At 67.9% G+C, this 25967-nt stretch carries 24 protein-coding genes; 6 read left to right on the plus strand and 18 right to left on the minus strand.

The features are described from left to right. Positions 1 to 105 precede the first annotated feature (105 nt). The 9 genes from tpiA to ACU6RU_RS07785 form a co-directional block, all read right to left on the minus strand. Positions 106 to 894 carry a triose-phosphate isomerase gene (gene tpiA / locus ACU6RU_RS07745; RefSeq protein WP_120262935.1) on the minus strand — a complete coding sequence of 263 codons (789 nt, stop codon included), beginning with the start codon at positions 892 to 894 and terminating at the stop codon, positions 106 to 108. Then, the gene (locus ACU6RU_RS07750) at positions 885 to 2099 is read right to left on the minus strand and encodes a phosphoglycerate kinase (RefSeq protein WP_289331250.1); all 1215 of its coding nucleotides are present in this window, start codon (positions 2097 to 2099) and stop codon (positions 885 to 887) included. Before ACU6RU_RS07750 ends, tpiA begins: the two co-directional genes overlap by 10 nt. A gap of 5 nt (positions 2100 to 2104) precedes the next feature. Further along, the gene (gap, locus tag ACU6RU_RS07755; RefSeq protein WP_094261864.1) at positions 2105 to 3109 is read right to left on the minus strand and encodes a type I glyceraldehyde-3-phosphate dehydrogenase; all 1005 of its coding nucleotides are present in this window, start codon (positions 3107 to 3109) and stop codon (positions 2105 to 2107) included. A gap of 137 nt (positions 3110 to 3246) precedes the next feature. Further along, positions 3247 to 3867, minus strand: a complete 621-nt coding sequence (locus ACU6RU_RS07760) for a superoxide dismutase (protein ID WP_120262937.1) — start codon at positions 3865 to 3867, stop codon at positions 3247 to 3249. A gap of 155 nt (positions 3868 to 4022) precedes the next feature. Next, complete coding sequence (whiA, locus tag ACU6RU_RS07765; RefSeq protein ID WP_023951475.1) at positions 4023 to 5000, minus strand: DNA-binding protein WhiA; 978 nt, start codon at positions 4998 to 5000, stop codon at positions 4023 to 4025. Positions 5001 to 5040: 40 nt separating this feature from the next. Beyond that, a complete protein-coding gene (gene rapZ, locus ACU6RU_RS07770) occupies positions 5041 to 5916 on the minus strand; it encodes an RNase adapter RapZ (protein WP_120264336.1) in 876 nt (291 codons plus the stop codon). A 33-nt stretch (positions 5917 to 5949) separates the two neighbouring features. After that, the gene (uvrC, locus tag ACU6RU_RS07775; protein WP_446726244.1) at positions 5950 to 7848 is read right to left on the minus strand and encodes an excinuclease ABC subunit UvrC; all 1899 of its coding nucleotides are present in this window, start codon (positions 7846 to 7848) and stop codon (positions 5950 to 5952) included. Position 7849: 1 nt separating this feature from the next. After that, positions 7850 to 10735: an excinuclease ABC subunit UvrA gene (uvrA, locus tag ACU6RU_RS07780; protein WP_120262939.1), complete on the minus strand. Its 2886-nt coding sequence runs from the start codon at positions 10733 to 10735 to the stop codon at positions 7850 to 7852. 52 nt (positions 10736 to 10787) lie between these two features. Next, the gene (locus ACU6RU_RS07785; RefSeq protein ID WP_446726319.1) at positions 10788 to 11234 is read right to left on the minus strand and encodes a MarR family winged helix-turn-helix transcriptional regulator; all 447 of its coding nucleotides are present in this window, start codon (positions 11232 to 11234) and stop codon (positions 10788 to 10790) included. A 60-nt stretch (positions 11235 to 11294) separates the two neighbouring features. Here ACU6RU_RS07785 and ACU6RU_RS07790 point away from each other — a divergent pair, with 60 nt between their 5' ends. Continuing rightward, positions 11295 to 11531 (plus strand): hypothetical protein, encoded by a 237-nt coding sequence (locus ACU6RU_RS07790; RefSeq protein ID WP_446726245.1) that lies wholly within the window; start codon positions 11295 to 11297, stop codon positions 11529 to 11531. Between the two features lie 24 nt (positions 11532 to 11555). On the opposite strand, the gene uvrB is transcribed toward ACU6RU_RS07790, so the two are convergent. Together uvrB and coaE are read right to left on the minus strand one after the other, a co-directional pair. Further along, positions 11556 to 13637 carry an excinuclease ABC subunit UvrB gene (uvrB, locus tag ACU6RU_RS07795; RefSeq protein ID WP_446726246.1) on the minus strand — a complete coding sequence of 694 codons (2082 nt, stop codon included), beginning with the start codon at positions 13635 to 13637 and terminating at the stop codon, positions 11556 to 11558. A 63-nt stretch (positions 13638 to 13700) separates the two neighbouring features. Next, positions 13701 to 14309 carry a dephospho-CoA kinase gene (gene coaE, locus ACU6RU_RS07800; RefSeq protein ID WP_446726247.1) on the minus strand — a complete coding sequence of 203 codons (609 nt, stop codon included), beginning with the start codon at positions 14307 to 14309 and terminating at the stop codon, positions 13701 to 13703. Between the two features lie 91 nt (positions 14310 to 14400). On the opposite strand from coaE, the gene ACU6RU_RS07805 reads away from it, so the two are divergent. Next, positions 14401 to 15126, plus strand: a complete 726-nt coding sequence (locus ACU6RU_RS07805; RefSeq protein ID WP_446726248.1) for a response regulator transcription factor — start codon at positions 14401 to 14403, stop codon at positions 15124 to 15126. An 18-nt stretch (positions 15127 to 15144) separates the two neighbouring features. Here ACU6RU_RS07805 and ACU6RU_RS07810 read toward each other — a convergent pair whose 3' ends face one another. From ACU6RU_RS07810 to ACU6RU_RS07825, 4 genes are all read right to left on the minus strand, one after another. After that, complete coding sequence (locus ACU6RU_RS07810; protein ID WP_289331247.1) at positions 15145 to 16308, minus strand: diguanylate cyclase domain-containing protein; 1164 nt, start codon at positions 16306 to 16308, stop codon at positions 15145 to 15147. Further along, a complete protein-coding gene (locus ACU6RU_RS07815) occupies positions 16305 to 17981 on the minus strand; it encodes a sensor histidine kinase (RefSeq protein WP_289331246.1) in 1677 nt (558 codons plus the stop codon). Before ACU6RU_RS07815 ends, ACU6RU_RS07810 begins: the two co-directional genes overlap by 4 nt. 125 nt (positions 17982 to 18106) lie before the next feature. Continuing rightward, positions 18107 to 19564, minus strand: a complete 1458-nt coding sequence (gene rpsA, locus ACU6RU_RS07820; protein WP_120262946.1) for a 30S ribosomal protein S1 — start codon at positions 19562 to 19564, stop codon at positions 18107 to 18109. A 231-nt stretch (positions 19565 to 19795) separates the two neighbouring features. Beyond that, positions 19796 to 20215, minus strand: coding sequence for a YchJ family protein (locus ACU6RU_RS07825; RefSeq protein ID WP_446726249.1), 420 nt, complete (start codon positions 20213 to 20215; stop codon positions 19796 to 19798). Between the two features lie 92 nt (positions 20216 to 20307). On the opposite strand from ACU6RU_RS07825, the gene ACU6RU_RS07830 reads away from it, so the two are divergent. Genes ACU6RU_RS07830 through ACU6RU_RS07840 form a run of 3 tightly spaced genes read left to right on the plus strand, consistent with a single transcriptional unit; the run spans position 20308 to position 22487 of the window. Next, positions 20308 to 20823, plus strand: coding sequence for a hypothetical protein (locus tag ACU6RU_RS07830; RefSeq protein WP_446726250.1), 516 nt, complete (start codon positions 20308 to 20310; stop codon positions 20821 to 20823). Then, positions 20817 to 21509 (plus strand): hypothetical protein, encoded by a 693-nt coding sequence (locus ACU6RU_RS07835; RefSeq protein ID WP_446726251.1) that lies wholly within the window; start codon positions 20817 to 20819, stop codon positions 21507 to 21509. The genes ACU6RU_RS07830 and ACU6RU_RS07835 overlap by 7 nt, the downstream gene beginning before the upstream one ends. 60 nt (positions 21510 to 21569) lie before the next feature. Beyond that, positions 21570 to 22487 (plus strand): 5'-3' exonuclease, encoded by a 918-nt coding sequence (locus ACU6RU_RS07840; RefSeq protein ID WP_446726252.1) that lies wholly within the window; start codon positions 21570 to 21572, stop codon positions 22485 to 22487. A gap of 17 nt (positions 22488 to 22504) precedes the next feature. Here ACU6RU_RS07840 and ACU6RU_RS07845 read toward each other — a convergent pair whose 3' ends face one another. From ACU6RU_RS07845 to trpD, 3 genes are all read right to left on the minus strand, one after another. Next, positions 22505 to 23503, minus strand: a complete 999-nt coding sequence (locus ACU6RU_RS07845; protein WP_446726253.1) for a PHP domain-containing protein — start codon at positions 23501 to 23503, stop codon at positions 22505 to 22507. A gap of 49 nt (positions 23504 to 23552) precedes the next feature. Next, positions 23553 to 24044: an aromatic ring-opening dioxygenase LigA gene (locus ACU6RU_RS07850; RefSeq protein ID WP_120262951.1), complete on the minus strand. Its 492-nt coding sequence runs from the start codon at positions 24042 to 24044 to the stop codon at positions 23553 to 23555. A 93-nt stretch (positions 24045 to 24137) separates the two neighbouring features. After that, complete coding sequence (gene trpD / locus ACU6RU_RS07855; protein ID WP_120262952.1) at positions 24138 to 25187, minus strand: anthranilate phosphoribosyltransferase; 1050 nt, start codon at positions 25185 to 25187, stop codon at positions 24138 to 24140. A gap of 121 nt (positions 25188 to 25308) precedes the next feature. Between trpD and ctaE the strand changes: the two genes are divergently transcribed. Continuing rightward, positions 25309 to 25953 (plus strand): aa3-type cytochrome oxidase subunit III, encoded by a 645-nt coding sequence (gene ctaE, locus ACU6RU_RS07860; RefSeq protein WP_112613998.1) that lies wholly within the window; start codon positions 25309 to 25311, stop codon positions 25951 to 25953. The last annotated feature ends 14 nt before the right edge of the window (positions 25954 to 25967 follow it).

The raw sequence follows: 25967 nt of genomic DNA on the forward strand, positions 1-25967 counted from the left end.
CTTTCCGGCGATCGTTCCGATCGCACGAGGGTCAAGTATATCCAGCACCTGCGCGGATACGCGTACGGCCCGGCGACCTGTAGTTGGTCGCCGGGCCGTACGACGTCACACGCCGACGTGCTTCTGGTAGCGGATGATCGCTGCGAACTCGTCTGCGACGAGGCTCGCGCCTCCGACGAGGGCACCGTCGACATCGGGCTCGCGCATGAAGCCGGCGATGTTCCCCGACTTCACCGATCCGCCGTAGAGGATGCGGGTGCGCGCGGCGGCGTCCGCGCCGAGCACCGATCCGACGACCTCGCGGAGCTTCGCGCACACGTCCTGCGCCTGCTGCGGCGTCGCGGCCTGGCCCGAGCCGATCGCCCAGACCGGCTCGTACGCCACGACGATGTCGGCATCCGCCGCCACGCCAGCGAGAGCGGTCTCGAGCTGCGCCACCGGAACAGCCGATGCGCCGTGCTTCTCGAGGTCTTCCGCGGTCTCGCCCACGCAGATCACGGGAGCGAGTCCGTGACGCAGGGCCGCCTGCACCTTGGCCGCGACGACCTCGTCGGTCTCCGCGTGGTACTCGCGCCGCTCGGAGTGACCGATGATCACGTAGCGGCAGTCGAGCTGCTTGAGGAACGCTCCCGAGATCTCACCGGTGTACGCGCCGGAGTCCTTCGTCGAGAGGTCCTGGGCGCCGAGGGCGAACGCGATCTTGTCGGCGTCGAGCAGGGTCTGCACCGTGCGCAGGTCGGTGAACGGCGGGAAGACCGCCACCTCGACGGAGTCGTCCTCGTGCTTGGCGTCCTTCAGCGTCCAGTGCAGCTTCTGCACGAACGCCACCGCCTGCAGGTGGTCGAGGTTCATCTTCCAGTTGCCCGCGATGAGGGGCATACGATTCATGCCCATCCGAGCACCTCCAGACCGGGCAGCTTCTTGCCCTCCAGGAACTCCAGCGACGCGCCGCCGCCGGTCGAGATGTGACCGAACGACGAGTCGGAGAACCCGAGCTGACGCACCGCGGCCGCGGAATCTCCGCCGCCGACGACGGACAGGCCGTCGACCTCGGTGAGCGCCTGAGCGACCGTGCGCGTACCCGCGGCGAACGCCGGCATCTCGAACACGCCCATCGGACCGTTCCAGAACACCGTGCGCGAGCTGCGGATGGCTTCGGCGAACAGCTCCGCCGTCTTCGGCCCGATGTCGAGGCCCATGCCGTCGGCGCCGAACGCGGTGTCCTCCAGCGCATCAGCCGCGGCCACCACGTGGTCGGCATCCGCGGCGAACCCGGAGGCCATCACTGCGTCGACGGGGAGCACGAGCTCGACGCCGCGCTCCTTCGCCGTGGCGATGTAGCCCTTCACCGTCTCGAGCTGGTCGCTCTCGAGGAGGCTCTTTCCGACCTTGTCTCCCAGCGCGGCCAGGAACGTGAACAGCATGCCCCCGCCGACGAGGATCTTGTCGGCGCGCGGCAGAAGGTGCTCGATGACACCCAGCTTGTCGCTGACCTTCGACCCGCCGAGCACGACCGCGTACGGACGCTCCGGGTTCTCGGTGAGGCGGTCGAGGACGTCGACCTCCTTCTCGATGAGGAAACCGGCGGCCGACGGAAGGATCTCCGCGAGCTCGTAGACCGAGGCCTGCTTGCGGTGCACGACACCGAAGCCGTCGGAGACGAGCACGTCGCCGAGGGCGGCGAGCTGCTCGGCGAAGGCGCGACGCTCGGTCTCGTCCTTCGACGTCTCACCCGCGTTGAAGCGGAGGTTCTCGATCACCGCGACGTCGCCGTCGCCGAGCGACGAGACGACCTGCTGCGCCGACTCGCCCACCGTGTCGCCGGCGAAGGCGACGGGCTTGCCGAGCAGCTCGGACAGACGCTGCGCGACGGGTTCGAGCGAGTACTTGGGGTCGGGGGAACCGTCGGGGCGGCCCAGGTGCGAGCACGCGATGACGCGAGCTCCCTGGCCGATGAGGTGGTCGATGGTGGGCAATGCCGCACGCACGCGGCCATCGTCCGTGATGACTCCGTCCTTCAGGGGGACGTTGAAGTCAACACGGACGATGACGCGCTTTCCTGCGAGCGGGCCCAGCGAATCGAGGGTTCGCAGAGCCATGGTCGTCAGAGCTTGCTGGCGACGAGCTCGGTGAGGTCGACGAGGCGGTTAGAGTAGCCCCACTCGTTGTCGTACCAGCCGACGACCTTGACCTGGTTGCCGATGACGCGGGTCAGGCCGGCGTCGAAGATGCAGGAGTGGTCGTCGGTGACGATGTCGCTCGAGACGATCTCGTCCTCGGTGTACTTCAGGATGCCCTTGAGCGGTCCCTCGGCGGCAGCCTTGTATGCGGCCTTGATCTCTTCGACCGTGACCTCGCGCTCGAGCTCGACCGTGAGGTCGGTGGCCGACCCGGTGGGGACGGGCACGCGGAGAGCGAAGCCGTCGAGCTTGCCCTTCAGCTCGGGGAGGACCAGGCCGATGGCCTTGGCGGCGCCCGTCGAGGTGGGGACGATGTTGAGGGCGGCGGCGCGGGCGCGACGCAGGTCGCTGTGCGGGCCGTCCTGCAGGTTCTGGTCGGCGGTGTACGCGTGGACCGTGGTCATGAGGCCCTTGACGATGCCGAACTCGTCGTTGAGGACCTTGGCCAGCGGCGCGAGGCAGTTGGTCGTGCACGACGCGTTCGAGATGACGTTGTGGTTCTCGGGGTCGTACAGATCCTCGTTGGCGCCGATGACGAACGTGCCGTCCTCGCCCTTGGCGGGAGCCGAGATGAGAACCTTCTTGGCGCCGCCCGCGATGTGCTTCTTGGCGTCCTCGGCGTTGGTGAAGCGGCCGGTCGACTCGATGACGATGTCGACGCCCAGCTCGCCCCAGGGGAGGTTGGCGGGGTCGCGCTCTTCGAAGACCTTGATGGTCTTGCCGCCGACCGTGATCGAGTCCTCCGAGTACGTGACCTCGGCGTCCAGACGACCCAGGATCGAGTCGTACTTGAGCAGGTGGGCGAGGGTCTTGTTGTCGGTGAGGTCGTTCACCGCCACGATCTCGAGGTCCGCGCCCTGAGCGAGGGCGGCGCGGAGGTAGTTGCGTCCGATGCGGCCGAAGCCGTTGATGCCGATCTTGACAGACACGATGTCTCCCGTTTCTTGTCGCGCCGGAAAAGCCCGTGCTGGCTGACCGAAACGCGATCTGGTGAAAAAGAAGAGGATGCCGGGTTCGGCTCCCGTTGCCGGGAGGAGCCCGGCATCCTCACCTGTTTATGACCCTACTACGCGAGTAGGCCGGCCGTCTTCTCCCGAGCCGTCACAAAGCGCTCGGCGACGTTCTGCCAGTTGGCGATGTTCCACGCGGCCTTGACGTAGTCCGCCTTGACGTTGAGGTAGTCGAGGTAGAAGGCGTGCTCCCACATGTCGAGCTGGAAAATGGGGACGGTTCCCTGTGCGGTGTTCGACTGCTGGTCGAACAGCTGCTGGATGATCAGCTGGGCGCCGATCGGGTCCCAGCTGAGCACGGCCCAGCCGGAGCCCTGGATGCCTGTGGCTGCGGCGGTGAAGTGGGCCTGGAACTTGTCGAAGCCGCCGAAGAACTCGTCGATCGCCGCGCGAAGCTCGCCCTCGGGCTCGCCGCCGCCCTCGGGCGACAGGTTCGTCCAGAAGATGGAGTGGTTGACGTGTCCGCCGAGGTTGAACGCGAGGTCCTTCTCGAGCTTGTTCACGTTGGCGAGGTTGCCGGTCTCGCGAGCCTCCGCGAGCTGCTCGAGGGCGGTGTTCGCGCCCGTCACGTAAGCCTGGTGATGCTTGGAGTGGTGGAGCTCCATGATCTTGCCGCTGATGTGCGGCTCGAGGGCCGCGTAATCGTATGGGAGCTCGGGAAGGGTGTACTTCGGCATTCTCTATCTCCTGTCAGCACCGCGCAGCGCGCGGCTCGTGCTGTCGAAGGCGCGCGACCGCGCACCTCGTGGACGTTTTCATCCTATTGAGGGGCAACGCTTTGCACACCCCGTTGCTTCCCGTTCGGAATGCGGTGTAACGCGGCGGCGACCGGTCAGTCGGAAAGACCTGCGGGGACCGCCGACTCGGTGTCGGGCAACCCTTCGGCGGCGGCCTTCTTGTCGGCCATGGCGAGAAGGCGCCGGATGCGCCCCGCGACCGCGTCCTTGGTGAGCGGCGGGTCGGCGTGGTGGCCGAGCTCGTCCAGGCTCGCGTCGCGGTGCGCCAGACGCAGATCACCCGCCTGCTTGAGGTGGTCCGGCACCTCGTCGCCCAAAATCTCGAGAGCGCGCTCGACTCGCGCGCAGGCTGCGACGGCGGCCTGCGCGGAGCGGCGCAGGTTCGCGTCGTCGAAGTTGACGAGACGGTTCACGCCGGCGCGCACCTCGCGACGCTGGCGCATCTGATCCCAAGTGTCCGCTGTGCGGGTGGCGCCCATCTCGGCGAGCGTCTGACGGATGGCTTCGCCGTCGCGGACGACCACGCGCGGGATCCCGCGGACCTCGCGCGCCTTCGCTGCGATACCCAGGCGGTGAGCCGCACCGACGAGCGCCATGGCGGCCTCCGGCGACGGGCACGAGATCTCGAGGGCGGCCGAACGGCCGGGGTCCGAGAGTGATCCGGCGGCGAGGAAGGCACCGCGCCACAGCGCGGCCAGGTCGGGACGGGATCCGGTGGTCAGGCGGTTGGGGAGCCCGCGCACCGGTCGGCGCCTCTGGTCGAGAAGGCCGGTCTGGCGCGCCAGGGTCTCACCGCCCTCACGGACGCGGACCGCGAACGTCGCACCATCGCGTCCGCCGGAGGCTTGGATGCGCGCCAGCTCGGGGCGTACGCCGTAGATCTCGACGAGCTCTCGGGCCACGCGGCGCGCGAGGATCTCGGAGTCGACCTCGGCCTCGACGGCAACCCGGCCCGCGATCGAGTGCAGACCGCCCGCGAAGCGCAGGATCGCGGTCACCTCGGCGACCCGCGCGGCGGGTCGAGGGTCGCGCATCGCAGCCAACTCGGTCTTGACGTCAGCGGTCAGCGGCACGGCGCTCCTTCGGCAGGGGTTCGGGGGACGAAGGAACAGCCTACTCGCGACCGAGGTCGCGGTGTTTTAGTCGCACCGCCACACCCGGGAGCCCGGACAGCCGCTGAGCCAGCTCGCGCGCGGTCACGACGGAGCGGTGCTTGCCGCCGGTGCAGCCGACAGCAACCACCGAGTGCCGCTTGTTCTCCTCCTGGTAGCCCCGCATGACCGGGGCGAGGGCAGCGGCGTAGGCATCGATGAACTCGCGCGCGTTGTCGTGCGAGAGCACTTCGTCACGCACTGCCTCGTCTTCGCCGGTGAGGGCCTTGAGGTCGGGATTCCAGAACGGATTCGGGAGGAAGCGCATGTCCGCGACGAGGTCGGCATCGGGCGGGAGGCCGTACTTGAATCCGAAGCTCATGACGGTGACGGTGTGCCGCGCTGCCCCGTCGTCGGCGAACAGGTCGGCGATGTAGGTCGCAAGCTGGTGGATGTTGTCGCGCGAGGTGTCGACGATGACGTCGGCGCTCTCGCGGATAGGGGCGAGGCGTTCGCGTTCGCGGCGGATTCCGTCGACCAGCGTGCCGTCGCCCTGCAACGGGTGCGGTCGGCGCACCGACTCGAATCGGCGCACGAGCACCTCGTCGGCCGCGTCCAGAAAAAGGATCCGCAGAGCCCGCCCGTGCCGCAACGCCCGCGTGATGTCGGGCAGCGCGGCGAACAGCTCACCGCCGCGCACGTCGACGACCGCGGCGACACGCGGCAACGCATTGCCCGCGAGCTCGCTGAGCTCCAGGAGCGGGCGCAGCATCTGCGGCGGCAGGTTGTCGACGACATACCAGCCGAGGTCTTCGAGGGCGTTCGCCGCCGTCGTTCGTCCGGCCCCGGACATACCCGTGACGATGAGAATCTCGCCCGCCGGAACCTCGTCGGTCACCGTCACCACCCCTGTCGCTCGCCGACGTCCAGCCTATCCGTCCGCGAGGTGCCGATGGATCGCATCGGCCAAGCGCGGCCCGATGCCCGGTAGCTCCTGGATCTCTTCGGGGGTGGCCTGCTTGAGCTTCGACACCGAGCCGAAATGGCGTAGCAGCGCCTTGATGCGCGCCGCCCCGAGCCCCGGGACCTCGGAGAGCACCGATGTGATGTCGCGTTTGCGGCGCTTGCGCTGATGGACGATCGCGAAGCGATGCGCCTCGTCGCGAAGACGCTGCAGCAGGTAGAGCGACTCGGATGTGCGCGGCAGGATCACGGGGTACTCCTCCCCCGGCAGCCAGATCTCCTCGAGACGCTTCGCGATGCCGCAGAGCGCGATCTCGGTGTGGCCGGCGTCCGCGAGCGCGCGAGCCGCGGCCTCCACCTGTGGCTTGCCGCCGTCGACGACCAGCAGCTGCGGGCGGTAGGCGAACCGGGGCCGCTTGCGTGCTGTGACGACCTCGCCGTCTGCGGTCGCGTCGGGCATGGGCTCGTCGTCCTCATCGGGTCGGTCGAGGTAGGCGAGGCGACGCGTGAGCACCTGGTACATCGAGTCGGTGTCATCCGTCGTCTCGTTGACACCGAAGATGCGGTACTGGTCTTTCCGGGGCAGCCCGTCCTCGAAGACGACCAGCGAGGCGACCACGTTGGTGCCCGACAGGTGGGAGACGTCGTAGCACTCGATCCGCAACGGAGCCTCGTCGAGACCGAGGGCTTCCTGCAGATCGGTCAGCGCTTGACTGCGCGCGACGTAGTCGCTCGTGCGGCGCGTCTTATGGAGCATCAGGGCCTGCTGGGCGTTGATGCTCGCGGTCTTCATCAGGTCGGCCTTGCGCCCGCGCTGCGCGACCTGGATCGTCACACGCTTGCCACGGCGCGTCTGGAGCCACTGCTGCAGCTCTCCTGCGTCGCCGGGCAGTGTCGGGACGAAGACGTGGCGTGGGATGTCGGCGGCGGCAGCATCCCCATATGTGCGCTGGAGCACCTGATCGACCAGATCGGCGCCCGAGATGTCGATCTCCTTCTCGATCGTCGTCGCGCGGACACCGCGGATACGGCCGCCGCGCACGACGAAGTGCTGGACGGCAGCGGCCAGCTCGTCCTCGGCGATACCGAAGAGGTCGGCATCCATGTCGTCGTCGAGCACGAGCGCGCTCTTGTTGAGGACGGCATCGATCGCCTGCAGCTTGTCGCGGTACACGGCGGCAGACTCGTAGTCCATCGCCGCGGCGGCCTCGCGCATGCGCGCGGTCAGGTCTCGAGCGAAACGCTGGTCACCGCCCGACATGAACGCCACGAAATCGTCGACCATCGCCCGGTGCTCCTCGATGGTGACCTTCATCGAGCACGGACCGCCGCAGCGGCCGATCTGACCGGGGAAGCAAGGACGCCCCGAGGCCATCGCCTTCTTGTAGGACGAATCGCTGCACGTGCGGATCGGGAAGACCTTGATCATCAGGTCGATCGTCTCGTGCACCGCCCAGACCTTGGGATAGGGGCCGAAGTACTTCGCGCCGGGAATCCGCCGGTTTCGGGTGACGATGACCCGCGGCGCTTCGTCGGCGAGGGTGATCGCCATGAACGGGTACGACTTGTCGTCGCGGTAGCGGACGTTGAACGGCGGATCGAACTCTTTGATCCACATGTACTCCAGCTGGAGCGAATCGACGTCGGTCGCCACCACCGTCCACTCGACCGATGCCGCCGTCGTGACCATGCGGCGGGTGCGTTCGTGCAGGGTGTGGAGCGGCGCGAAGTAGTTCGACAGGCGCGCCCGCAGGTTCTTCGCCTTGCCGACGTACAGCACCCGCCCTTCCGCATCGCGGAAACGGTAGACGCCGGGGTCGGTGGGGATCTCGCCCGCTTTGGGTCGGTACGGGAGGACGTTCGCCACGTCAGCCCGCCTTGCGCGCCGCCGGGGCCCCCAGGATCTCGGCGAGGAACTGTCCGGTGTGGCTCTCGGCGACCCCCGCGACCTGTTCGGGTGTGCCGGTGGCAACGATCGTCCCGCCGCCGGCTCCGCCCTCGGGGCCGAGGTCGATGATCCAGTCGGACGCCTTGATCACATCGAGGTTGTGCTCGATCGTGATGACGGTGTTCCCCTTGTCGACGAGCCCGTTGAGGACCTCGAGGAGCTTGCGGACGTCTTCGAAGTGCAGACCGGTCGTGGGCTCGTCGAGCACGTAGATGCTGCGGCCGTTCGAGCGGCGCTGCAGTTCCGTCGCGAGCTTGACACGCTGCGCCTCGCCGCCGGACAGCGTCGTGGCGGACTGGCCGAGCCGGACGTAACCGAGCCCGACGTCGACGAGCGTCTTCAGGTAACGGTGGATCGCTTGGATCGGCTCGAAGAACTCCGCCGCTTCCGAGATCGGCATCTCGAGGACCTCGGCGATGTTCTTGCCCTTGTAGTGGACGGCGAGAGTGTCGCGGTTGTAGCGCTTGCCGTGACACACCTCGCAGTCGACGTAGACGTCGGGCAGGAAGTTCATCTCGATCTTGAGCGTGCCGTCGCCCGAGCACGCCTCGCAGCGACCACCCTTGACGTTGAACGAGAAGCGGCCGGGCAGGTAGCCGCGGACTTTCGCCTCGGGCGTCTCACTGAACAGCGTCCGGATGCGGTCGAAGACGCCGGTGTAGGTGGCCGGGTTCGATCGCGGCGTGCGACCGATCGGCGCCTGGTCGACGTGGACGACCTTGTCGAGGTTGTCGAGCCCGGTCACACGGGTGTGCTTGCCCGCGACGCGGCGCGCACCGTTCAGGCGTGTCGCCAGCACCTCGTAGAGGATGCCGTTGACGAGGGTCGATTTGCCCGACCCGCTCACGCCCGTCACCGAGGTGAGCACGCCGAGGGGGAACTCCGCCGTGACGTTCTTCAGGTTGTTGGCACGGGCACCCACGACCGTCAGCATCCGCTTCTTGTCGATCTTGCGGCGCTTGGTGGGCGTCTCGAGCGAGCGACGCCCCGACAGATAGTCGCCGGTCATGGAGTTCTCGTCGGCGAGCAGCGCGTCGTAGGGGCCGGAGTGAACGACGTTTCCGCCCTCGACGCCGGCACGCGGCCCGATGTCGACGACCCAGTCGGCGGCGGCGATCGTCTCTTCGTCGTGTTCGACGACGATCAGCGTGTTGCCCAGGCTCTTCAGCTTGACGAGCGTGTCGATGAGACGCCGGTTGTCGCGCTGGTGGAGTCCGATCGAGGGCTCGTCGAGGACGTAGAGAACACCCGTGAGTCCCGAACCGATCTGCGTCGCCAGGCGGATTCGCTGCGCCTCGCCACCCGAGAGCGAGCCGGCCGCCCGGCCCAGGCTGAGGTAGTTCAACCCGACCTCGATGAGGAAGTCGAGCCGGGCGCGGATCTCTCGCAGCACCGCCGCGGCGATCTTGGCCTCGCGATCGGTGAGCTCGAGGTGGTTGAAGTACGTCTGGGCCTCGGCGAGGCTCAGACGCGCGACATCGGCGATGGAGCGCTCGTGGACGAGGACGGCGAGCACCTCCGGCTTGAGCCGGTCGCCGTCGCACGCCGGGCACGGGACCTCGCGCAGGTACTCGGCCCAGCGCTGACGCTGCGTGTCGGTCTCGGCCTGGAGGTACTGGCGCTCGATGTACGGGATGACGCCTTCGAAGCCGGAGGCGTAGCGCATCTCACGTCCGTAGCGGTTCTTCCACTTGACCGTGACTTTGTAGTTCTCGCCGCGCAGCACAGCGTCCTGGACATCCTCGGGGAGGTCACGCCAGGGCGTCTTCAACGAGAACTTCAGGTCGGCCGCGAGCCCCTCGAGGAGTCGCTCGTAGTACTGGAAGAGTCCCTTGCCCTGAGTCGTCCACGGCAGCAGGACGCCCTCGGCGATCGAGAGCTCCTCGTCGCCCAGCATGAGCTCGGCGTCGACCGACATCCGGGTACCGAGGCCCGAGCACGTCGGGCATGCGCCGAACGGCGCGTTGAACGAGAAGGTGCGCGGCTCGATCTCGGTGAGCTGCAGTGCGTGCCCATTGGGGCAGGCGAGCTTCTCGCTGAAGCTCTGCCACGCGGCATCGCCTTCTTCGTCGACGAAGTTGATCTTGATCACACCGCCGGCGAGGGCGAGCGCCGTCTCGACGGAGTCGGTGACACGGCCGAGCAGATCCGGACCGGCCACGAGGCGGTCGACGACCACCGCGATGTCGTGCTTGTAGCTCTTCTTCAGCGTCGGCGGCTCGGCAAGCGAGACCACGTCGCCGTCGACGACGGCGCGGGCGTAGCCCTTTGCGCTCAGCTCTTTGAAGAGGTCGACGAACTCGCCCTTCTTCTGCGTCACCACCGGCGCCACCACCTGGTAGCGGGTGCGCTCGGGAAGCTCCATGAGCTGGTCGGCGATCTGCTGGACGGTCTGACGCTGGATGCGCTCACCGCACTCGGGACAGTGAGGCACCCCGATGCGTGCCCACAGCAGGCGCATGTAGTCGTGGATCTCGGTGATCGTGCCGACCGTCGAACGCGGGTTGCGGTTCGTCGACTTCTGGTCGATCGACACCGCTGGGCTGAGCCCCTCGATGAAGTCGACGTCGGGGCGATCGACCTGCCCGAGGAACTGCCGGGCGTAAGCGCTCAGCGATTCGACGTAGCGGCGCTGACCCTCGGCGAAGATCGTGTCGAAGGCGAGACTCGACTTACCCGAGCCGGACAGGCCAGTGAAGACGACGAGACTGTCGCGCGGGATGTCGAGATCCACGTCCTTGAGATTGTGGACGCGGGCTCCGCGGACGCTGAGTTTCGATGAGGAAGCGACGGGGACGATGGGCACCGCACAAGTCTAGGTGGGGCCTCCGACACCGGCTCCGAGGTTCGCCCTGGGCTCACTCGTGCAGTAGAGGCGACTGCTGCCGCGGCATCCGTCGGCCGGCGAACGGCTGCAGCCCGTCGCGCAGCGCGGTCACATCGTCGACGGTCATGCCGACCGCCGCCATGACCTGTTCGGGAACGCGGACGGCATCGGAGCGCAGAGCTCGGCCGTCGGCCGTGAGTCCGATCTCGAGAACGCGCTCGTCCCCCTGACGACGCGTGCGCGTCACCAGCCCTTGGCTCTCGAGGCGCTTGACGAGCGGAGACAGCGTGGCCGGCTCCATCGCGAGATCCGATGCCAGCTCCCCCAGCGCCTGCGGTGACGCTTCCCACAGCGCGAGCATGACCAGGTACTGCGGATGGGTCAGGCCGAGCGGCTCGAGGATCGGACGGTAGATGGCCACGACGTTCCGCGCGGCGGTCACCAGCGCGAAACAGAGCTGGTTGTCGAGCTTCAACATGTCGTCGGCGGAGTCCACGCTCGTATCCTATATGCCCTAATCGTTAGTACACTGATGATCATGACCGAGCGCGACCGCCGTCCTCCCCTTCGCACGCGAGTCCGCGAGGCGGGCGGTTGGTACGCCTACCTCAACTCGCGCCTCATCCGCGCAGCCGGCCCCGCGTCGGTCGGGCCCTACGAGACCGAGCCCGAACCCGAACGCACGGGGCGTGCGTGCCCGTTGTGCGGCCACCCCATGACCGAACACGACGTCGACCGCACCGGACCGAAGCCGCTGCTGCACTGCCCGCGCTGAGCGAGCGCGTCGGTCGGCGCACGATCAGGCGTGTCCGGCCCGCTCCATCGCGCGCAGTTCCTTCTTGAGGTCTTGCACCTCGTCGCGCAGGCGTCCCGCCAGCTCGAACTTCAGTTCCGCCGCCGCGGCGAGCATCTGCTGCGACAGGTCTTCGATCGTCGACTCGAGCTGCTGAGCGCCCTCCGCGGCGATGCCTTCGCGGCGCAGCTGCGGCGTCGGGCTCTTGCCCTTGCCCGACTTGTTGCGAGCGGTCGCCTTGCCGTTGAGCAGATCGCGGGTGTCGGATGCCTCGCGCGCCAGCGCGTCGGTGATGTCGGCGATCCTCTTGCGCAGCGGTTGAGGATCGATGCCGTGCTCGAGGTTGTAGGCGATCTGCTTCTCACGACGACGCTCGGTCTCTTCGATCGCCGCGGCCATCGAGTCGGTGATCTTGTCGGCGTACATGTGGACTTGGCCGGAGACGTTTCGCGCCGCACGCCCGATCGTCTGAATGAGCGAAGTTCCTGAGCGCAGGAACCCTTCCTTGTCGGCGTCGAGGATCGCCACGAGCGACACCTCGGGCAGGTCGAGCCCTTCACGAAGCAGGTTGATGCCGACGAGCACGTCATAGGCGCCCTGGCGCAGCTCGGTCAGCAGCTCGACGCGTCGCAGTGTGTCGACGTCGGAGTGGAGGTAGCGCACCCGCACGCCGTGCTCGCCGAGGAAGTCGGTGAGCTCTTCCGCCATCTTCTTCGTGAGCGTCGTGACGAGCACCCGCTCGTCGCGCTCGACCCGCACCCGGATCTCCTCGAGCAGGTCGTCGATCTGGCCCTTCGACGGCTTGATGATGATCTCGGGGTCGACCAGACCGGTGGGGCGGATGATCTGCTCGACGACGCCGTCGGCGATGCCCATCTCGTAGCGGCCGGGGGTCGCCGACAAGTAGACGGTCTGCCCGACGCGTTCCTTGAACTCATCGAAACGAAGGGGGCGATTGTCCATCGCGCTCGGCAGCCGGAACCCGTGATCGACAAGGGTGCGCTTACGCGAGGCATCCCCCTCGTACATCGCGCCGATCTGCGGAACGGTCACGTGCGACTCGTCGATCACGAGGAGGAAGTCGTCGGGGAAGAAGTCGAGCAGCGTGTGGGGAGGATCGCCCGGGGACCGACCGTCGAGGTGCCGGGAGTAGTTCTCGATGCCGGAGCAGAATCCGAGCTGCTGGAGCATCTCGAGGTCGAACGTGGTGCGCATGCGAAGACGCTGCGCCTCGAGCAGCTTGCCCTGGCTCTCGAACTCCTTCAGACGCTCGGCCAGCTCATGCTCGATCGTTCCGATGGCGCGCTGAACCGTCTCGGTGCCCGCCACATAGTGAGAGGCCGGAAACACCGGAACGCTGTCCATCTTCTGCACGATGTCGCCGGTCAGCGGGTGCAGCATGTAGAGCGCCTCGATCTCGTCGCCGAAGAGCTCGATACGGATGGCGTACTCCTCGTACACCGGGATGATCTCGATCGTGTCGCCGCGCACGCGGAAGTTGCCGCGCGAGAAGTCGACGTCGTTGCGGTTGTACTGCATCGCGATGAACTTGCGGATGAGCGCATCGCGGTCGTATCGCTCCCCCACCTGCAACGCGACCATGGCGCGCAGGTACTCTTCGGGCGCACCGAGACCGTAGATGCACGAGACGGTGCTCACGACCACGACGTCGCGGCGACTCAACAGGGAGTTGGTGGTCGAGTGGCGCAACCGCTCGACCTCGGCGTTGATCGAGGAGTCCTTCTCGATGAAGGTGTCGGTCTGCGGAACGTATGCCTCAGGCTGGTAGTAGTCGTAGTAGCTGACGAAGTACTCGACCGCGTTGTTGGGCATGAGATCGCGGAACTCGTTCGCCAGCTGCGCAGCGAGCGTCTTGTTGTGCGCCATGACGAGCGTCGGACGCTGCACCTGTTCGATGAGCCACGCCGTCGTCGCCGACTTTCCCGTACCGGTGGCACCGAGCAGTACGACGTCGGTCTCGCCCGCGTTGATCCTGGCCGCGAGATCGGCGATCGCCTGGGGCTGGTCACCGCTCGGGACGTATTCGCTGATGACCTCGAAGGGTCGCACGGAGCGCGTGGTCTGCATGATTCCAGCGTAGGCGGGGCCACCGACACCGGGCCCGCGCTTCGCTCAGAGCGTGCGGGCGTGCTACACGTCGGGGCCGGTGGTCAGGCGCTCCCAGAGGGCATCCGCCTGCTGCTCGGTCGCCGAGATGTCGCCCGCGGTGTCGATGACGACGTCGGCGATCGCGAGGCGCTGTTGGTCTGAGACCTGTGCCGCGATCCGGCGATCGGCCTCCTCCGGCGTCATCCCGCGCAGGCGCTGCAGGCGTTCGCGGCGAACCGGCGCGGGAGCATGCGCGACGACGATCGCGTCCCAGGGGTCGTCGACGCGAGCCTCGACGAGCAGAGGCACGTCGTAGACGACGACGGTGCCGGGTCCCCGGCTGAGCGCCTCGTCGAACCGCCGCTGCGATTCTGCTCGAACCGCCGGGTGCACGATGGCATTCAGCGTGCGGAGCGCCTCCGGGTCGGCGAACGCGACCGAGGCCAGCGCAGCGCGATCGAGCTCGCCGTCGGCCGCGACCACCGCAGGCCCGAACGTGGCGCGGATGGCTTCGAGCACGGGCGACCCCCCGCGCTGGACGTCGCGCACGATCGCATCCGCGTCGACCACGACGGCACCGTGCTCGGCGAGCCGCCGTGCGATCGTGGATTTGCCCGAGGCGATCCCGCCGGTCAATGCGATCAGAGGCATACACCCGAGGATGCCATGGGCGCCAGGCCGGGCGCGAGGCCGCCCGATCGATACGATGGGATTCTGACAACCCGCGGAAGGTGGGATCACCGTGGAACGCACCGCCGTCATCGTGGAAGACCAGGGCGACATCCGCAGCCTGCTCTCGGCGATCCTCGAGTCGAGCGGGTTCGTCGTGCACGCGACCGACAACGGTCTCGACGGGGTCGAGCTCGTCCGGTCGGTCTCCCCCGACGTGACCACCCTCGACGTCAACATCCCGGGTATCGACGGGTTCGAGGTCGCGCGCCGCGTCCGCGAGTTCAGCGACACTTACATCATCTTCATCTCGGCCTTCGTCGAGCCCGGTGATGCGGAGCGCGGCAGAGCTGCGGGCGGCGACGAGTACCTCGGCAAGCCGTTCCGGCCGCGAGACCTCAAAGCGCGTCTAGCTGCGATCCCGTCGCGGCGGCGGCGCGATGAGGCACCGATCGACGACGTCGTTGCAGACGCGGCCGCCGGAGCCTCGCAGGACTCCTCTTTCGGTGACATTTCGATGGTCGCAGGAGCCTTCCGCGTCTCGGACGCTCTCGTCGACCTGTCTCCCCCCGAATCGACAGTGCTCCACGACCTGGTGGTCGCGCATGGTCGCACGCGCACGAAGAACGAGCTGGCCGTTGCGCTGCGTTCCCGGTCGCGGGGAGACGCTCCCGACGCCGATGAGGTCCGCGCCGTCGAGCGCACCGTCGAGTCGCTGCGCGGCAGGCTCGCCACCGCTGCCGCCACCACACTCATCGTCTCGGATCAGGGGATCGGTTACCGGCTCGACCGGGGCTGACCCTGTCGCGTCATCCGATCACGAGGGTTCGGCGAGGAGCACGGCTGACGCCACCCCGGATGAGGCGCGTGTCGCCGTCGCTGCGGCCATCTCGATCAGGGCATCCGCGTCGTATCCCACGACGTCGCTCAGAGCGACGCCGATGCCGATGGCGGGCAGGACTCCCCCTTCGACCGACGCGAGAGCCTCGAAGAGCGATCGGTACAGTGCCATCGCCTGCCGTCGCGCGTCGGCTGCTGAGCCCACGACGGTGATGACACCGATCCGCTCGGAGCCGACCTCACCGAGGATCGCGAGCGTCGGCGCGTTGGCCGTCATGGTGTCGCGCCACGTCCGCACGACGTCGTCGCCGACGTCCAGACCGAAGGCGGTGGCGATGTACTCGAGCCCGTCGAGTTCGATCACCCAGACCGCCATGAGCTCCCGCCGCGCCTGGGCCCGCTGCGCGCTGACGGCGACGGCACGCCGGAAGCCCGTCACCGTCACGATCTCACTGGGTCCGGCATCCCGGCCCTCCGGTGAATCGGAGCCGCGCACGCCCGCTCTGCCCGCGCGGAGCACGGACGCACTCACCACGGCGGTGATCGAGAGGGTGACGGTGAGGAAGCTGGCGGGGATCGAACCCGCCCACAGCAGGAAGACCTCGCCGTAGCCCACCATGGCGACGACCACGATGCGCGCGAGGTAGAACGCAGCCTGGACCCCGAACACGAGACCCAGTGGGAGCGCCGTCCGCGACGCACCGAGGGCGCCCCGGAAGCACTCCGCCGAGGCAGCAGCCCCGACGACGCCGAGGGCCCCGAACATCACGAGCGAGCCGGACCAGTCGTTCCCGCCCGCAGCGAGTTCGATGGACGCGGCCGCGGCGGCGGCGAGGCCGGCCACGGCCACGAGCGCGCCCGGGCCACGCACGCTGCGCCGGTTGTAGGCGCGACATCCGAGCCACATGAGCCCCGTGCCGACCACCGAGGCGGTGTTGCCGCAGACGACGGCCCAATCGGTCTCGGGGGCGCTCGCCCAGACGACGTAGAACAGCGTCGTCAGCACGGCGCACAGAAACCCGACGGCCCAGAACCGTCCGCTCTGCTCGGGCCGGCGAAGCAGGGTGTCGAAGATGAAGAGCACCGCGCACACCAGCACCACCAGCGCGGTGATGAGGGATACCGAGAACTGGTCGATCATGATGCCGCGGTTCCGGGGCGTCGGGCCGGGAGCGTCACCGAGAAGGTCGAGCCGACCCCGAGCACGCTGCTCACGGTGATATCGCCACCGTGTCGACGGACGATGTCGCGACTGATGGCGAGCCCGAGCCCGTTGCCGGTGACGGCGGAGTCCCGCACGGCGGCTCCGCGGTAGTAGCGCTGGAACACAGAGCCGAGATCCTCCTCGTTGAGCCCCACGCCAGAATCCTGCACCGCGATGAGCGCCCACTGGTCGCCCACCGACGTGGCGACGGACACTCGCCCACGCGGACGGTTGTACTTGACGGCGTTGGAGAGCAGGTTGTCGAGCACTTGCCGGATGCGGACCGGGTCGGCGTACGCGCGTGCGGGCTCCACGCGCGACACGTCGATCGTGATCCCGCGCTCACCCGCGCTGACGAGGATCGACTCGACGGCGGCGTTGACGATCTCGACGAGGTCGATGTCGGTGGGGGAAACCGTGAGTTGCGCGGCGGACTTGTGCTGACTCGACGCGGCGAGCACGTCGCCGACGAGTCGGAGCAGCTGGTCCGCGTTCCGGTCGGCCACGCGTAGGTTCTCCAGCGCCGCCTCGGGGACGCCCGGAGTGTCGATCGCGAGCTCGAGATATCCGAGGATCGAGGTGAGGGGCGTCCTCAGCTCGTGCGAGACGGACGAGACCAGCGCATCCCGCTCCCGCAACGCATCCGTCTCGGCGGTGATGTCTCGTGTGACGACGACCGCACCGGAGTCGCCGCCGTCCGGCTCGATGATGCGCCGCGCCGAGACGCTCAGCACGCGTCGGTCGTCACCATGACCCACCTGGATGCGCGCGTCCGTGAACGCCTCGCCGCGGCGAACGCGGGCGAGCGGATGGTCCTGCGGATCGAGCGGAGTCGCACCGTCCGCAGCGTAAACGTCGGGCTGACCGCTGGTGCGAGATCCTCGCTGCAACCGGGCATGCGCGTCGTTGATGATCGACGCCGACCCATCCGTCTCGATGCGAGCCACACCGAAGTCGACGCGATCGAGGGCCTCCGTGAGCACCTGCTCATGACGTCGCGCCCGCTCCAGCGACTGTGTCAGCACCGTCGCCTGACGGTCGAGGAGAAGCCGCTGCGCGCTGGCCCGTCTGCTGCTGAGATACGTCGAGGTGCTCACCGCGATGAGGAGCAGCGGCAGCAGGAGGAAACCGAATGAGGATGGCGAGGAACGGATGACGACATCCGTCACGCCGTAAGCGCCCAGCGCGAGCAGGACGCCCCCGATCCACCCGACGGTGCCGAATCCCGCGGCGAGCCAGATGACCGGGAACACCCACAGCAGTCCGAAACCGGCGGTGGGCTCGGCGACGCGCATGACAGCTATCGCGAGGATGTCGCCGAGAGGGATCAGCGCCAGCCAGAGTCGACCCAGGCTCCCCCAGGGAACGATGATCGCCGCCCCGGTGAGCACGAAGACAGCGGTGACCGCGAGGAAGAACAGCGCCGTGTCACCGCGGAACCCGACGACGAGACCCGCGATCGCGACGACGAGGACCACGGATGTCGTGACGATCTGATTGAGCATCGCCGATCGGGTGCGATCGCCGTCGCCGAGCACGGCGTCGATCCACCGTGGGGGTGCCGGGAGAACAAATGTCGCCCGCGTGCGCCGCGGCGTCTCCGTCTCCATGGTTTGAAACTATCGCGTCCCGGACTCCCCCGGGCACGGCGGCAGGCTGATCATCCCGCCTGCGCACGAAACGGCGGAAGGGCCGAAGCACGAGGCTCCGACCCTTCCGGCGTATCAGCGTGGACTCAGCGGCCCGAGAGCTTCTCGCGCAGAGCGGCGAGAGCCTCGTCGTCGGCGAGGGTGCCGCCGCCGGCGCTCGCGGACTGGACGTCCGACGAGAACGACGAGCCGTTGTCGGCGGGAGCCGCAGCCTCGGCCTCGAGGGCCTTGACGACGGCAGCCTTGTGAGCCTCCCAGCGCCCCTGAGCGGCGGCGTACTCGGCCTCCCAAGCGAGACGCTGCTCGTCGAAGCCTTCCTTCCACTGGTTGGTCTCCGGGTCGAAGCCCTCGGGGTACTTGTACTCCCCGTTCTCGTCGTACTCGGTGACCATGCCGTAGAGGGCCGGGTCGAACTCGGTGCCGTACGGGTCGACCGACTCGTTCGCCTGCTTGAGCGAGAGCGAGATGCGGCGACGCTCGAGGTCGATGTCGATGATCTTGACGAAGACCTCTTCGCCGACCGACACGACCTGCTCGGCGAGCTCGACGTGCTTGCCCGACAGCTCGGAGATGTGCACGAGGCCCTCGATGCCGTCCGCGACGCGCACGAAAGCACCGAACGGAACGAGCTTGGTGACCTTGCCCGGCGCGACCTGACCGATCGCGTGGGTGCGGGCGAAGACCTGCCACGGGTCCTCCTGCGTCGCCTTCAGCGACAGCGAGACGCGCTCGCGGTCGAGGTCGACCTCGAGGATCTCGACGGTGACCTCCTGGCCGACCTCGACGACCTCCGAAGCGTGCTCGATGTGCTTCCACGAAAGCTCGGAGACGTGCACGAGGCCGTCCACGCCGCCCAGGTCGACGAACGCACCGAAGTTGACGATCGACGAGACGACGCCCTTGCGGACCTGACCCTTGTGGAGGTTGTTGAGGAACGTGGTGCGCGACTCGGACTGCGTCTGCTCGAGCAGGGCGCGGCGCGAAAGCACGACGTTGTTGCGGTTCTTGTCGAGCTCGAGGATCTTGGCCTCGATCTCCTGGCCGAGGTACGGCGTGAGATCGCGGACACGGCGAAGCTCGATGAGCGACGCGGGCAGGAAGCCGCGGAGGCCGATGTCGACGATCAGACCGCCCTTGACGACCTCGATCACGGAGCCGGTGACAACACCGTCGTTCTCCTTGATCTTCTCGACGTCGCCCCAGGCACGCTCGTACTGAGCACGCTTCTTGGAGAGGATGAGGCGGCCTTCCTTGTCCTCCTTCTGGAGAACGAGGGCTTCGACCTCGTCGCCGACCTTGACGACCTCATTGGGGTCGACGTCGTGCTTGATGGAAAGCTCGCGGGAGGGGATGACACCCTCGGTCTTGTAGCCGACGTCGAGGAGGACCTCGTCGCGGTCGATCTTCACCACGGTGCCTTCGATGAGGTCGCCGTCGTTGAAGAACTTCAGAGTCTTCTCGACCGCGGCCAGGAAGTCCTCAGCAGATCCGATGTCGTTGATAGCGACCTGCTTGGTGGCCGGGGCGGTCGTTGCGTTAGTCATGTAGTGGGTTGTCCTTGTTGGGTCAGGGTGTCGGGCCGCGGATCCGAGACGTCTTCTATCGATGACGACCTCGACCGAGGCGGATGGTTGTGGATGATGCGTCGTGAACGCATGGCGACGAGGCCACACGAGTGACGATCCAGAGTATCAGAGCAGACCCGCGCGATTCCAGTCCTCCGAGGCTTCGCACTCACCCGCAGGGCGACGGTTCTGACGCCTGTCCTCGAAGGGTCAGGACGACGGGTCTACGACACCGCCCACGTAGAGCCACCGACCACGTATCCGCGTGAAGCGGCTGACCTCGTGAAGCTCTCCGGAATCCGCCCCTGAACGCCAGCGGGCACGGAACTCGACGGTGCCGTCGGCGTCGTCGACCCCACCGGCCGCGCGCACCACCGTGAGCCCCGTCCACTCCTGCGCAGCGTCCGAATCGAGGTCGTCCGGGCGCGTCGCCGGGTGCCAGGTGCGAGCGAGATGCGCGCGGTCGCGCAAGGCGAACGCGGTGTAGCGCGAGCGCATCAGCTGCTCCGCCGTGTCCGCGGGCCGACCATCGAGGACGGGACCGCAGCACGCCCCGTACGAGCCGCCCCCGCAGGGGCAGGGTGCGGTCGCGGCCGGCTTGCGCCTGAGCGCCGCTTCACCGAACGACATGTCCACCTCGTCTCCGCATGCCCCCAGGCTACGAGAGACTGCCCTGTGGAAAGTTCCCGCGCCGGCGGGATGACGCCGGATACGGTCGGGGCATGTTCGTCCGCCGCCACGCTGTTGCCGCCCTCGTCGTCGTCGCGCTGCTGACGAGCGGATGCGGCTCCCCCGCCTCACCGCCGACGCTGGCCCCCACCACGGCGGCGCCCTCCCCCACGGACAGCGCCGCTGCCGCGTACGCTGCGGCCGAAGCGACCTACCGCGCCTACGTCGATGCCCTGAATGCCGTCGACCTCTCGGACCCGACGACCTTCGAACCGGTGTATGCCCTCACCACGGGCGAGGTGCAAGAAGCAGACCGCCGCAACCTAACCCGCTACAACACCGAGAACGTTGCTATGAGCGGTGCCTCCGTTATCACCAGCGTCGACTATGACGATATGGACGGATCGTTGCACGCGTGTTTGGACGTGTCTTCCGTCGATCTCACTGCGGCGGACGGAACCAGTCTTGTTGACCCTCAGCGCCGGGCGATCCAGTCGCTCGTGATCAGCTTCGCTGATCAGGGGTCTCGAATCGAGCACATTCGCGCAGACGAGATCGACCGATGCTGATCGCCATGTTTCTGATTTCGGCCGCGACCATGCTGAGCGCCGGCGACGCTCACGATCCGGTCGGAGGCACTTCTTTCTGGCAATCGAACAACGACGGTCGCACAGTAGATGTGGGCGGGAGTACAACGACGGACGCGCGTTTCCAGACCTCCGACTCCGGTTCCCCGGACGCCAAACCCGCCCCACCGCGCGATTGCGGGGCGCTCAACCGCTGCGATGACTTCACCGCCTCGCTGCTACCGCAGGCGACGATCGCCGACGTGGCCTCGTTCGCTCCCCAACCCTCGACGCTGGCCGCTGAACCGGCGGGTTACGGCATCGTCGGCCTGCCGGTGACGTTCCTGATCGGCGCGTCGCAGCACAGTGCCGCGGGAACACTGTTCGACCTTCCGGTGACCGTGCGGTTCACTCCGGACGACATCGTGATCGCGCCGGGCGACGGAGCGACTCTCACCGTCGAAGGCACCGCCCGCCCACCCGCGAGTCACACGTATCGCTCACGGGGCGGCTACGTCGCGACGGCCACCGTGCGTTACCGGGCGGAGGTCGATTTCGGTCGTGGCTGGCGTCCCGTTCCCGGAACCCTCGACGTTCCCACCGCCGGCTATGCGATCGAGGTGCTGGAGGCCCGCGGGACACTCGTCGATCGCGTGTGTACCGAGCCGCCGTCAGGACCCGGATGCTAACAGCCGGATGCTGAATCGAGGTGATGCCACATGGTCGGTGACCCGTGCCAGGATGATGCGATGAGCGACCGCCTCATGCTGCTCGACAGCGCATCCCTCTACTTCCGCGCGTTCTACGGCGTGCCCGACACCGTCAAAGACTCGGAAGGGCGGCCGGTCAACGCGGCCCGCGGGTTCCTCGACATGATCGCCAAGCTCGTGGCCACCTACGAGCCGACACATCTGGTCGCCTGTTGGGACGACGACTGGCGTCCGCAGTGGCGGGTCGACCTGATCCCGACGTACAAGACGCACCGTGTCGCCGAGACGGTCGAGACGGGCCCGGACGTCGAGGTCGTACCCGATCCGCTCGAGGCGCAGATCCCCACGATCCGCGAGAGCCTCGAGGCCCTCGGCATCCCGATCGTCGGCGCACCCCATCACGAGGCCGACGATGTCATCGGCACCCTCGCCACGCAGGCGACGATGCCCGTCGACGTCGTGACGGGAGATCGTGACCTCATTCAGCTGGTCGACGACGAACGCGACGTCCGGGTCATCTACACCGGGCGAGGGATGAGCAACCTCGACGTGCTGACCGGCGAGACCGTGCTCGCGAAGTACGTCGTGCGCCCCGACCAGTACGCCGACTTCGCGACGATGCGGGGCGATGCTTCCGACGGTCTCCCCGGAGTGGCGGGCGTGGGCGATAAGACCGCGGCGACTCTCCTCTCCACTCATGGCGACCTCGACGGCATCCTCGCGGCGGCGGAGACGGGCGAGGGTATGACGGCAGGTGTGCGAGCGAAGCTCGCGGCGGCGGCCGACTACCTCGCTGTGGCTCCGCAGGTCGTTCGGGTGGTGCGCGACCTCGACCTCGGTGTCGTCGACGGCCGCATACGTCCCACCGATCCCGAAGTCGTCCAGCAGCTCGCCGATCGTCGCGGGCTGGGCGGGTCGCTCGCACGCGCGGCATCCGCTCTCCGCGCCCGCGCCTGAGCCCGGGCGTCGCGGCCTCAGGGACGCGGCCGACCTGTCCACTCCCGCAGGCGCTCCATCGGCCACGTCGTGACGATGCGGTCGACGGGAACCCCCATCCGCTCCGCGCGCTCGGCACCGTAATCGAGGAGTGAAAGCTGCCCCGGGGCGTGAGCGTCGGAGTCGATCGAGAACCGGCAGCCGGCGTCGATCGCCCGCGCGATGAGATCGTCCGGCGGATCCTGCCGCTCCGGCCGGGAGTTGATCTCGACCGCCACGCCGTTCTCGGCGCAGGCCGCGAACACGGGGTCCGGGTCGAAGTCGGACGGCGGCCGGGTGCCGCGCTCCCCTTCGACCAGCCTGCCGGTCACGTGTCCGAGGACGTCGACGCGGGGATCGGATGCCGCCGCCACGAGGCGCCTCGTCATCGCCGGGCGAGGCATCCGCAGCTTCGAATGCACCGACGCGACGACGATGTCGAGCCGGCGCAGCAGTTCGTCCTCCTGGTCGAGGGAGCCATCGTCGAGGATGTCGACCTCGATGCCGCTGAGCAACGTGAACCCATCGCCGCTCATCCCGGAGACGACGTCGAGCTGGTCGCGCAGACGCTCGGGAGACAGTCCGCGAGCCACCCTCAGACGAGGAGAGTGATCGGTGAGAGCGAGGTACTCGTGTCCGAGTGCGCGAGCTGCGGCGACCATCTCCGCGATGGGGGTCGAGCCGTCCGACCAGTCCGAGTGGCAGTGCAGGTCACCGCGCAGCCGGCGGCGCAGCTCGCCGGCCACGACGATGCCTCGCCGTTCGCGCAGATCCGCGAGATAGGCGGGCACGCCTCCCGCCCGGGCCTCGACGATGACCGACAGCGTCCGGTCTCCGATGCCGGGTCGCCGGCGCAGGGCGGCGGTGTCGTCGAGCTGGTCGTCCGAAAGGTCGCGGATCGCGTCGGCCGCGGCGCGGAACGCCTTCGACTTGTACTTCGACGAACGCTCGCGCTCGAGCAGCTCGGCGATCTCGGTCAGGGCATCGGTGGGATCCATACGCATGTCTGAGGCCCGTGCCGCAGCACGGGCCTCACGTCCTCCCCGTTCAGCCGGAGGTGACCGCGGTTCGGCGGACGACCACCGGGGCCGAGGCCAGGCGGTGCACCGCGAAGCCGAAGATGATCGACAGGATACCCACCCCCATCGCGAAGGCGGCGACGCCGAACGAGACGACCGAGGTGAACAGCGAGGCGCGAAGGAACGAGGCGTTCATCATGGTCGCGCGGACGGGGTCGTCCTTATCGAGCTCGGCGTAGGTCTTGCCGCCCGAGGCGTCGAGTGCGTGGTGCTGGATGATGTCGGCCTGGACATAGGCGGTGAACGGTCCAGCGACGGTCTGCCCCTGGAAGGCCGCTGCGTCGTCGGGGACCGTGATGTTCTCGGCGCGCAACTGCCCCGAGACGATCGACCAGACGACGATTCCGCCGACGATCAGCACGACTCCGCCGAGCATCCCCAGGATGCCCAGGATCTTCACGAGACCGGTGCGGCGAACGGGGGCCTCCACCGTATCGGCGGTGGGGGTGGTGTGGGACATCAGTTCCTCCTCGGGTGCGTTGAGCCTCACGCTATTCACCCGCGATCACGGGACCGCTCACGCGGTGCCGTGAAAAAACGATGTGGTCTGACCTCAGCGGGACGAAGCTTCGACCCACCGCTCCAGCGTGCGCGACGCGTCTCCCGAGTCGAGGGCGCGCACGGCGACCTCCGACGCCTCAGCGAGACGCTCGAGGATCGGACGCTGCACCTGGCTCGCATCCCGCCACAGTCGGTAGGCGACGATGCCCGCGGCCGCGTTCAGCACGACGATGTCACGTACTGGGCCGGACTCCCCGTCGAGCACTCGCCGAACGACCGCAGCATTGTGCTGCGGGTCGCCGCCGAGGAGGTCCTCGATGCGGGCCAGCGGCATACCGAGATCACGCGGGTCGAGATCGTGCTCGTGGATGTCGCCGAGGCTCACCTCCCAGATCCGGCTGTGTCCGGTGGTCGTCAGCTCGTCCAGGCCGTCGTCCCCGCGGAAGACCAGTGCGGTGGCACCGCGGGTGCGGAAGACGCCCGTGATGAGCGGCACCCGGTCGAGATGCGCGACGCCCACCGCGTTCGCCTCGGCACGGGCGGGGTTCGACAGCGGCCCGAGGAAGTTGAAGACGGTCGGGATGCCGAGCTCGGCCCGTGCTGCGCCGGCATGACGGAAGCCCGGGTGGAACGCCGACGCGAAGGCGAAGGTGATCCCGGCCTCCTCCAGGACGCGGGCGACGCGGTCGGGCTCGAGCGACAGGTCGATCCCCAGCGCCGCGAGCACGTCGGACGATCCCGACTTCGAGCTCGCCGCCTTGTTGCCGTGCTTGACGACGGGCACACCGGTGGCTGCGGCAACGATCGACGCCATGGTCGAGACGTTCACCGTGCCGAATCGATCACCTCCGGTGCCGACGATGTCGAGGGCGTCGGTGGGAACGGCAAGCGGCAGGGCCGCTTCGAGTATCGCGTCGCGGAAGCCGACGATCTCGTCGACCGTCTCACCCTTCGCGCGGAGCGCCACGAGGAAGCCCCCGAGCTGAGCGTCGGTCGCGCGGCCGGCCATGACCTCGCGCATGGCCCACGTCGCCGCCGACACGCTGAGATCACGCTTCTCGAGAAGGTCGGTCAGGATGTCGCGCCATGCGTACTGAGCCATGACACACGATCCTATCGGCCGGTTGTCGGGCGACTTTCGGCTGATTCTTAGGTGGGCCTAACCTCGGCGCGATCGGACCAGACCTTCAGCGATGCAGAAACCACCCTCCAGATCGGCCATAATGGATGCCGTGACGACCACTCCAGCGACGTATTCCCAGGCCCTGCGCTCGGTCAAGCGGCCGGACCCGGTCGCTGTGGGCACCATCGTGTGGCTCGGCAGCGAGGTGATGTTCTTCGCGGGCCTCTTCGCGATCTACTTCACCCTGCGCAACACCTCTCCCGAGTTGTGGGCCGACCGCACCGAACTGCTGAACATCCCGTTCGCCGCGGTCAACACGCTCATTCTCGTGTTGTCGTCGGTGACGGCGCAGATCGGTGTCCACAACGCCGAGCACTTCCGCCCCTACCGCTCGGGCTCTTTCTGGAACCTGCGCAAGTGGGGCATGGTGGAGTGGTTCTTCCTGACCTTCATCATGGGCGCGATCTTCGTCTCCGGCCAGGTGTGGGAGTACGCCACGCTCGTCGCCGAGGGCATGCCCATCCAGGCCGACTCCTATGCGTCCGCCTTCTACATCACCACCGGCTTCCACGCCCTCCACGTCACCGGTGGTCTCGTGGCGTTCCTCCTCGTCATCGGGCGCGCCTTCGCCGTCAAGAACTTCGGCCGGAAAGAGATGACGTCCGCCATCGTCGTGTCGTACTACTGGCACTTCGTCGACGTGGTGTGGCTCGTCCTGTTCGCCGTCATCTACTTCCTGAAGTAACCGGAGCTGATTCA

This window comes from Microbacterium sp. F1-18 (assembly GCF_052921305.1).

Excerpts from the sequence above, each read along its gene's own strand:
- ACU6RU_RS07840 (WP_446726252.1), top strand. The coding sequence starts at position 21,570 with ATGAGCGACCGCCTCATGCTGCTCGACAGCGCATCCCTCTACTTCCGC.
- ctaE (WP_112613998.1), top strand. The coding sequence starts at position 25,309 with ATGGATGCCGTGACGACCACTCCAGCGACGTATTCCCAGGCCCTGCGC.
- ACU6RU_RS07750 (WP_289331250.1), bottom strand. The coding sequence starts at position 2,099 with ATGGCTCTGCGAACCCTCGATTCGCTGGGCCCGCTCGCAGGAAAGCGC.
- trpD (WP_120262952.1), bottom strand. The coding sequence starts at position 25,187 with ATGGCTCAGTACGCATGGCGCGACATCCTGACCGACCTTCTCGAGAAG.
- ACU6RU_RS07825 (WP_446726249.1), bottom strand. The coding sequence starts at position 20,215 with ATGTCGTTCGGTGAAGCGGCGCTCAGGCGCAAGCCGGCCGCGACCGCA.
- ACU6RU_RS07850 (WP_120262951.1), bottom strand. The coding sequence starts at position 24,044 with ATGTCCCACACCACCCCCACCGCCGATACGGTGGAGGCCCCCGTTCGC.
- ACU6RU_RS07760 (WP_120262937.1), bottom strand. The coding sequence starts at position 3,867 with ATGCCGAAGTACACCCTTCCCGAGCTCCCATACGATTACGCGGCCCTC.
- ACU6RU_RS07845 (WP_446726253.1), bottom strand. The coding sequence starts at position 23,503 with ATGGATCCCACCGATGCCCTGACCGAGATCGCCGAGCTGCTCGAGCGC.
- ACU6RU_RS07810 (WP_289331247.1), bottom strand. The coding sequence starts at position 16,308 with ATGATCGACCAGTTCTCGGTATCCCTCATCACCGCGCTGGTGGTGCTG.
- coaE (WP_446726247.1), bottom strand. The coding sequence starts at position 14,309 with ATGCCTCTGATCGCATTGACCGGCGGGATCGCCTCGGGCAAATCCACG.
- ACU6RU_RS07785 (WP_446726319.1), bottom strand. The coding sequence starts at position 11,234 with ATGTTGAAGCTCGACAACCAGCTCTGTTTCGCGCTGGTGACCGCCGCG.
- ACU6RU_RS07790 (WP_446726245.1), top strand. The coding sequence starts at position 11,295 with ATGACCGAGCGCGACCGCCGTCCTCCCCTTCGCACGCGAGTCCGCGAG.
- uvrB (WP_446726246.1), bottom strand. The coding sequence starts at position 13,637 with ATGCAGACCACGCGCTCCGTGCGACCCTTCGAGGTCATCAGCGAATAC.
- ACU6RU_RS07830 (WP_446726250.1), top strand. The coding sequence starts at position 20,308 with ATGTTCGTCCGCCGCCACGCTGTTGCCGCCCTCGTCGTCGTCGCGCTG.
- ACU6RU_RS07835 (WP_446726251.1), top strand. The coding sequence starts at position 20,817 with ATGCTGATCGCCATGTTTCTGATTTCGGCCGCGACCATGCTGAGCGCC.
- ACU6RU_RS07815 (WP_289331246.1), bottom strand. The coding sequence starts at position 17,981 with ATGGAGACGGAGACGCCGCGGCGCACGCGGGCGACATTTGTTCTCCCG.
- rpsA (WP_120262946.1), bottom strand. The coding sequence starts at position 19,564 with ATGACTAACGCAACGACCGCCCCGGCCACCAAGCAGGTCGCTATCAAC.
- tpiA (WP_120262935.1), bottom strand. The coding sequence starts at position 894 with ATGGGCATGAATCGTATGCCCCTCATCGCGGGCAACTGGAAGATGAAC.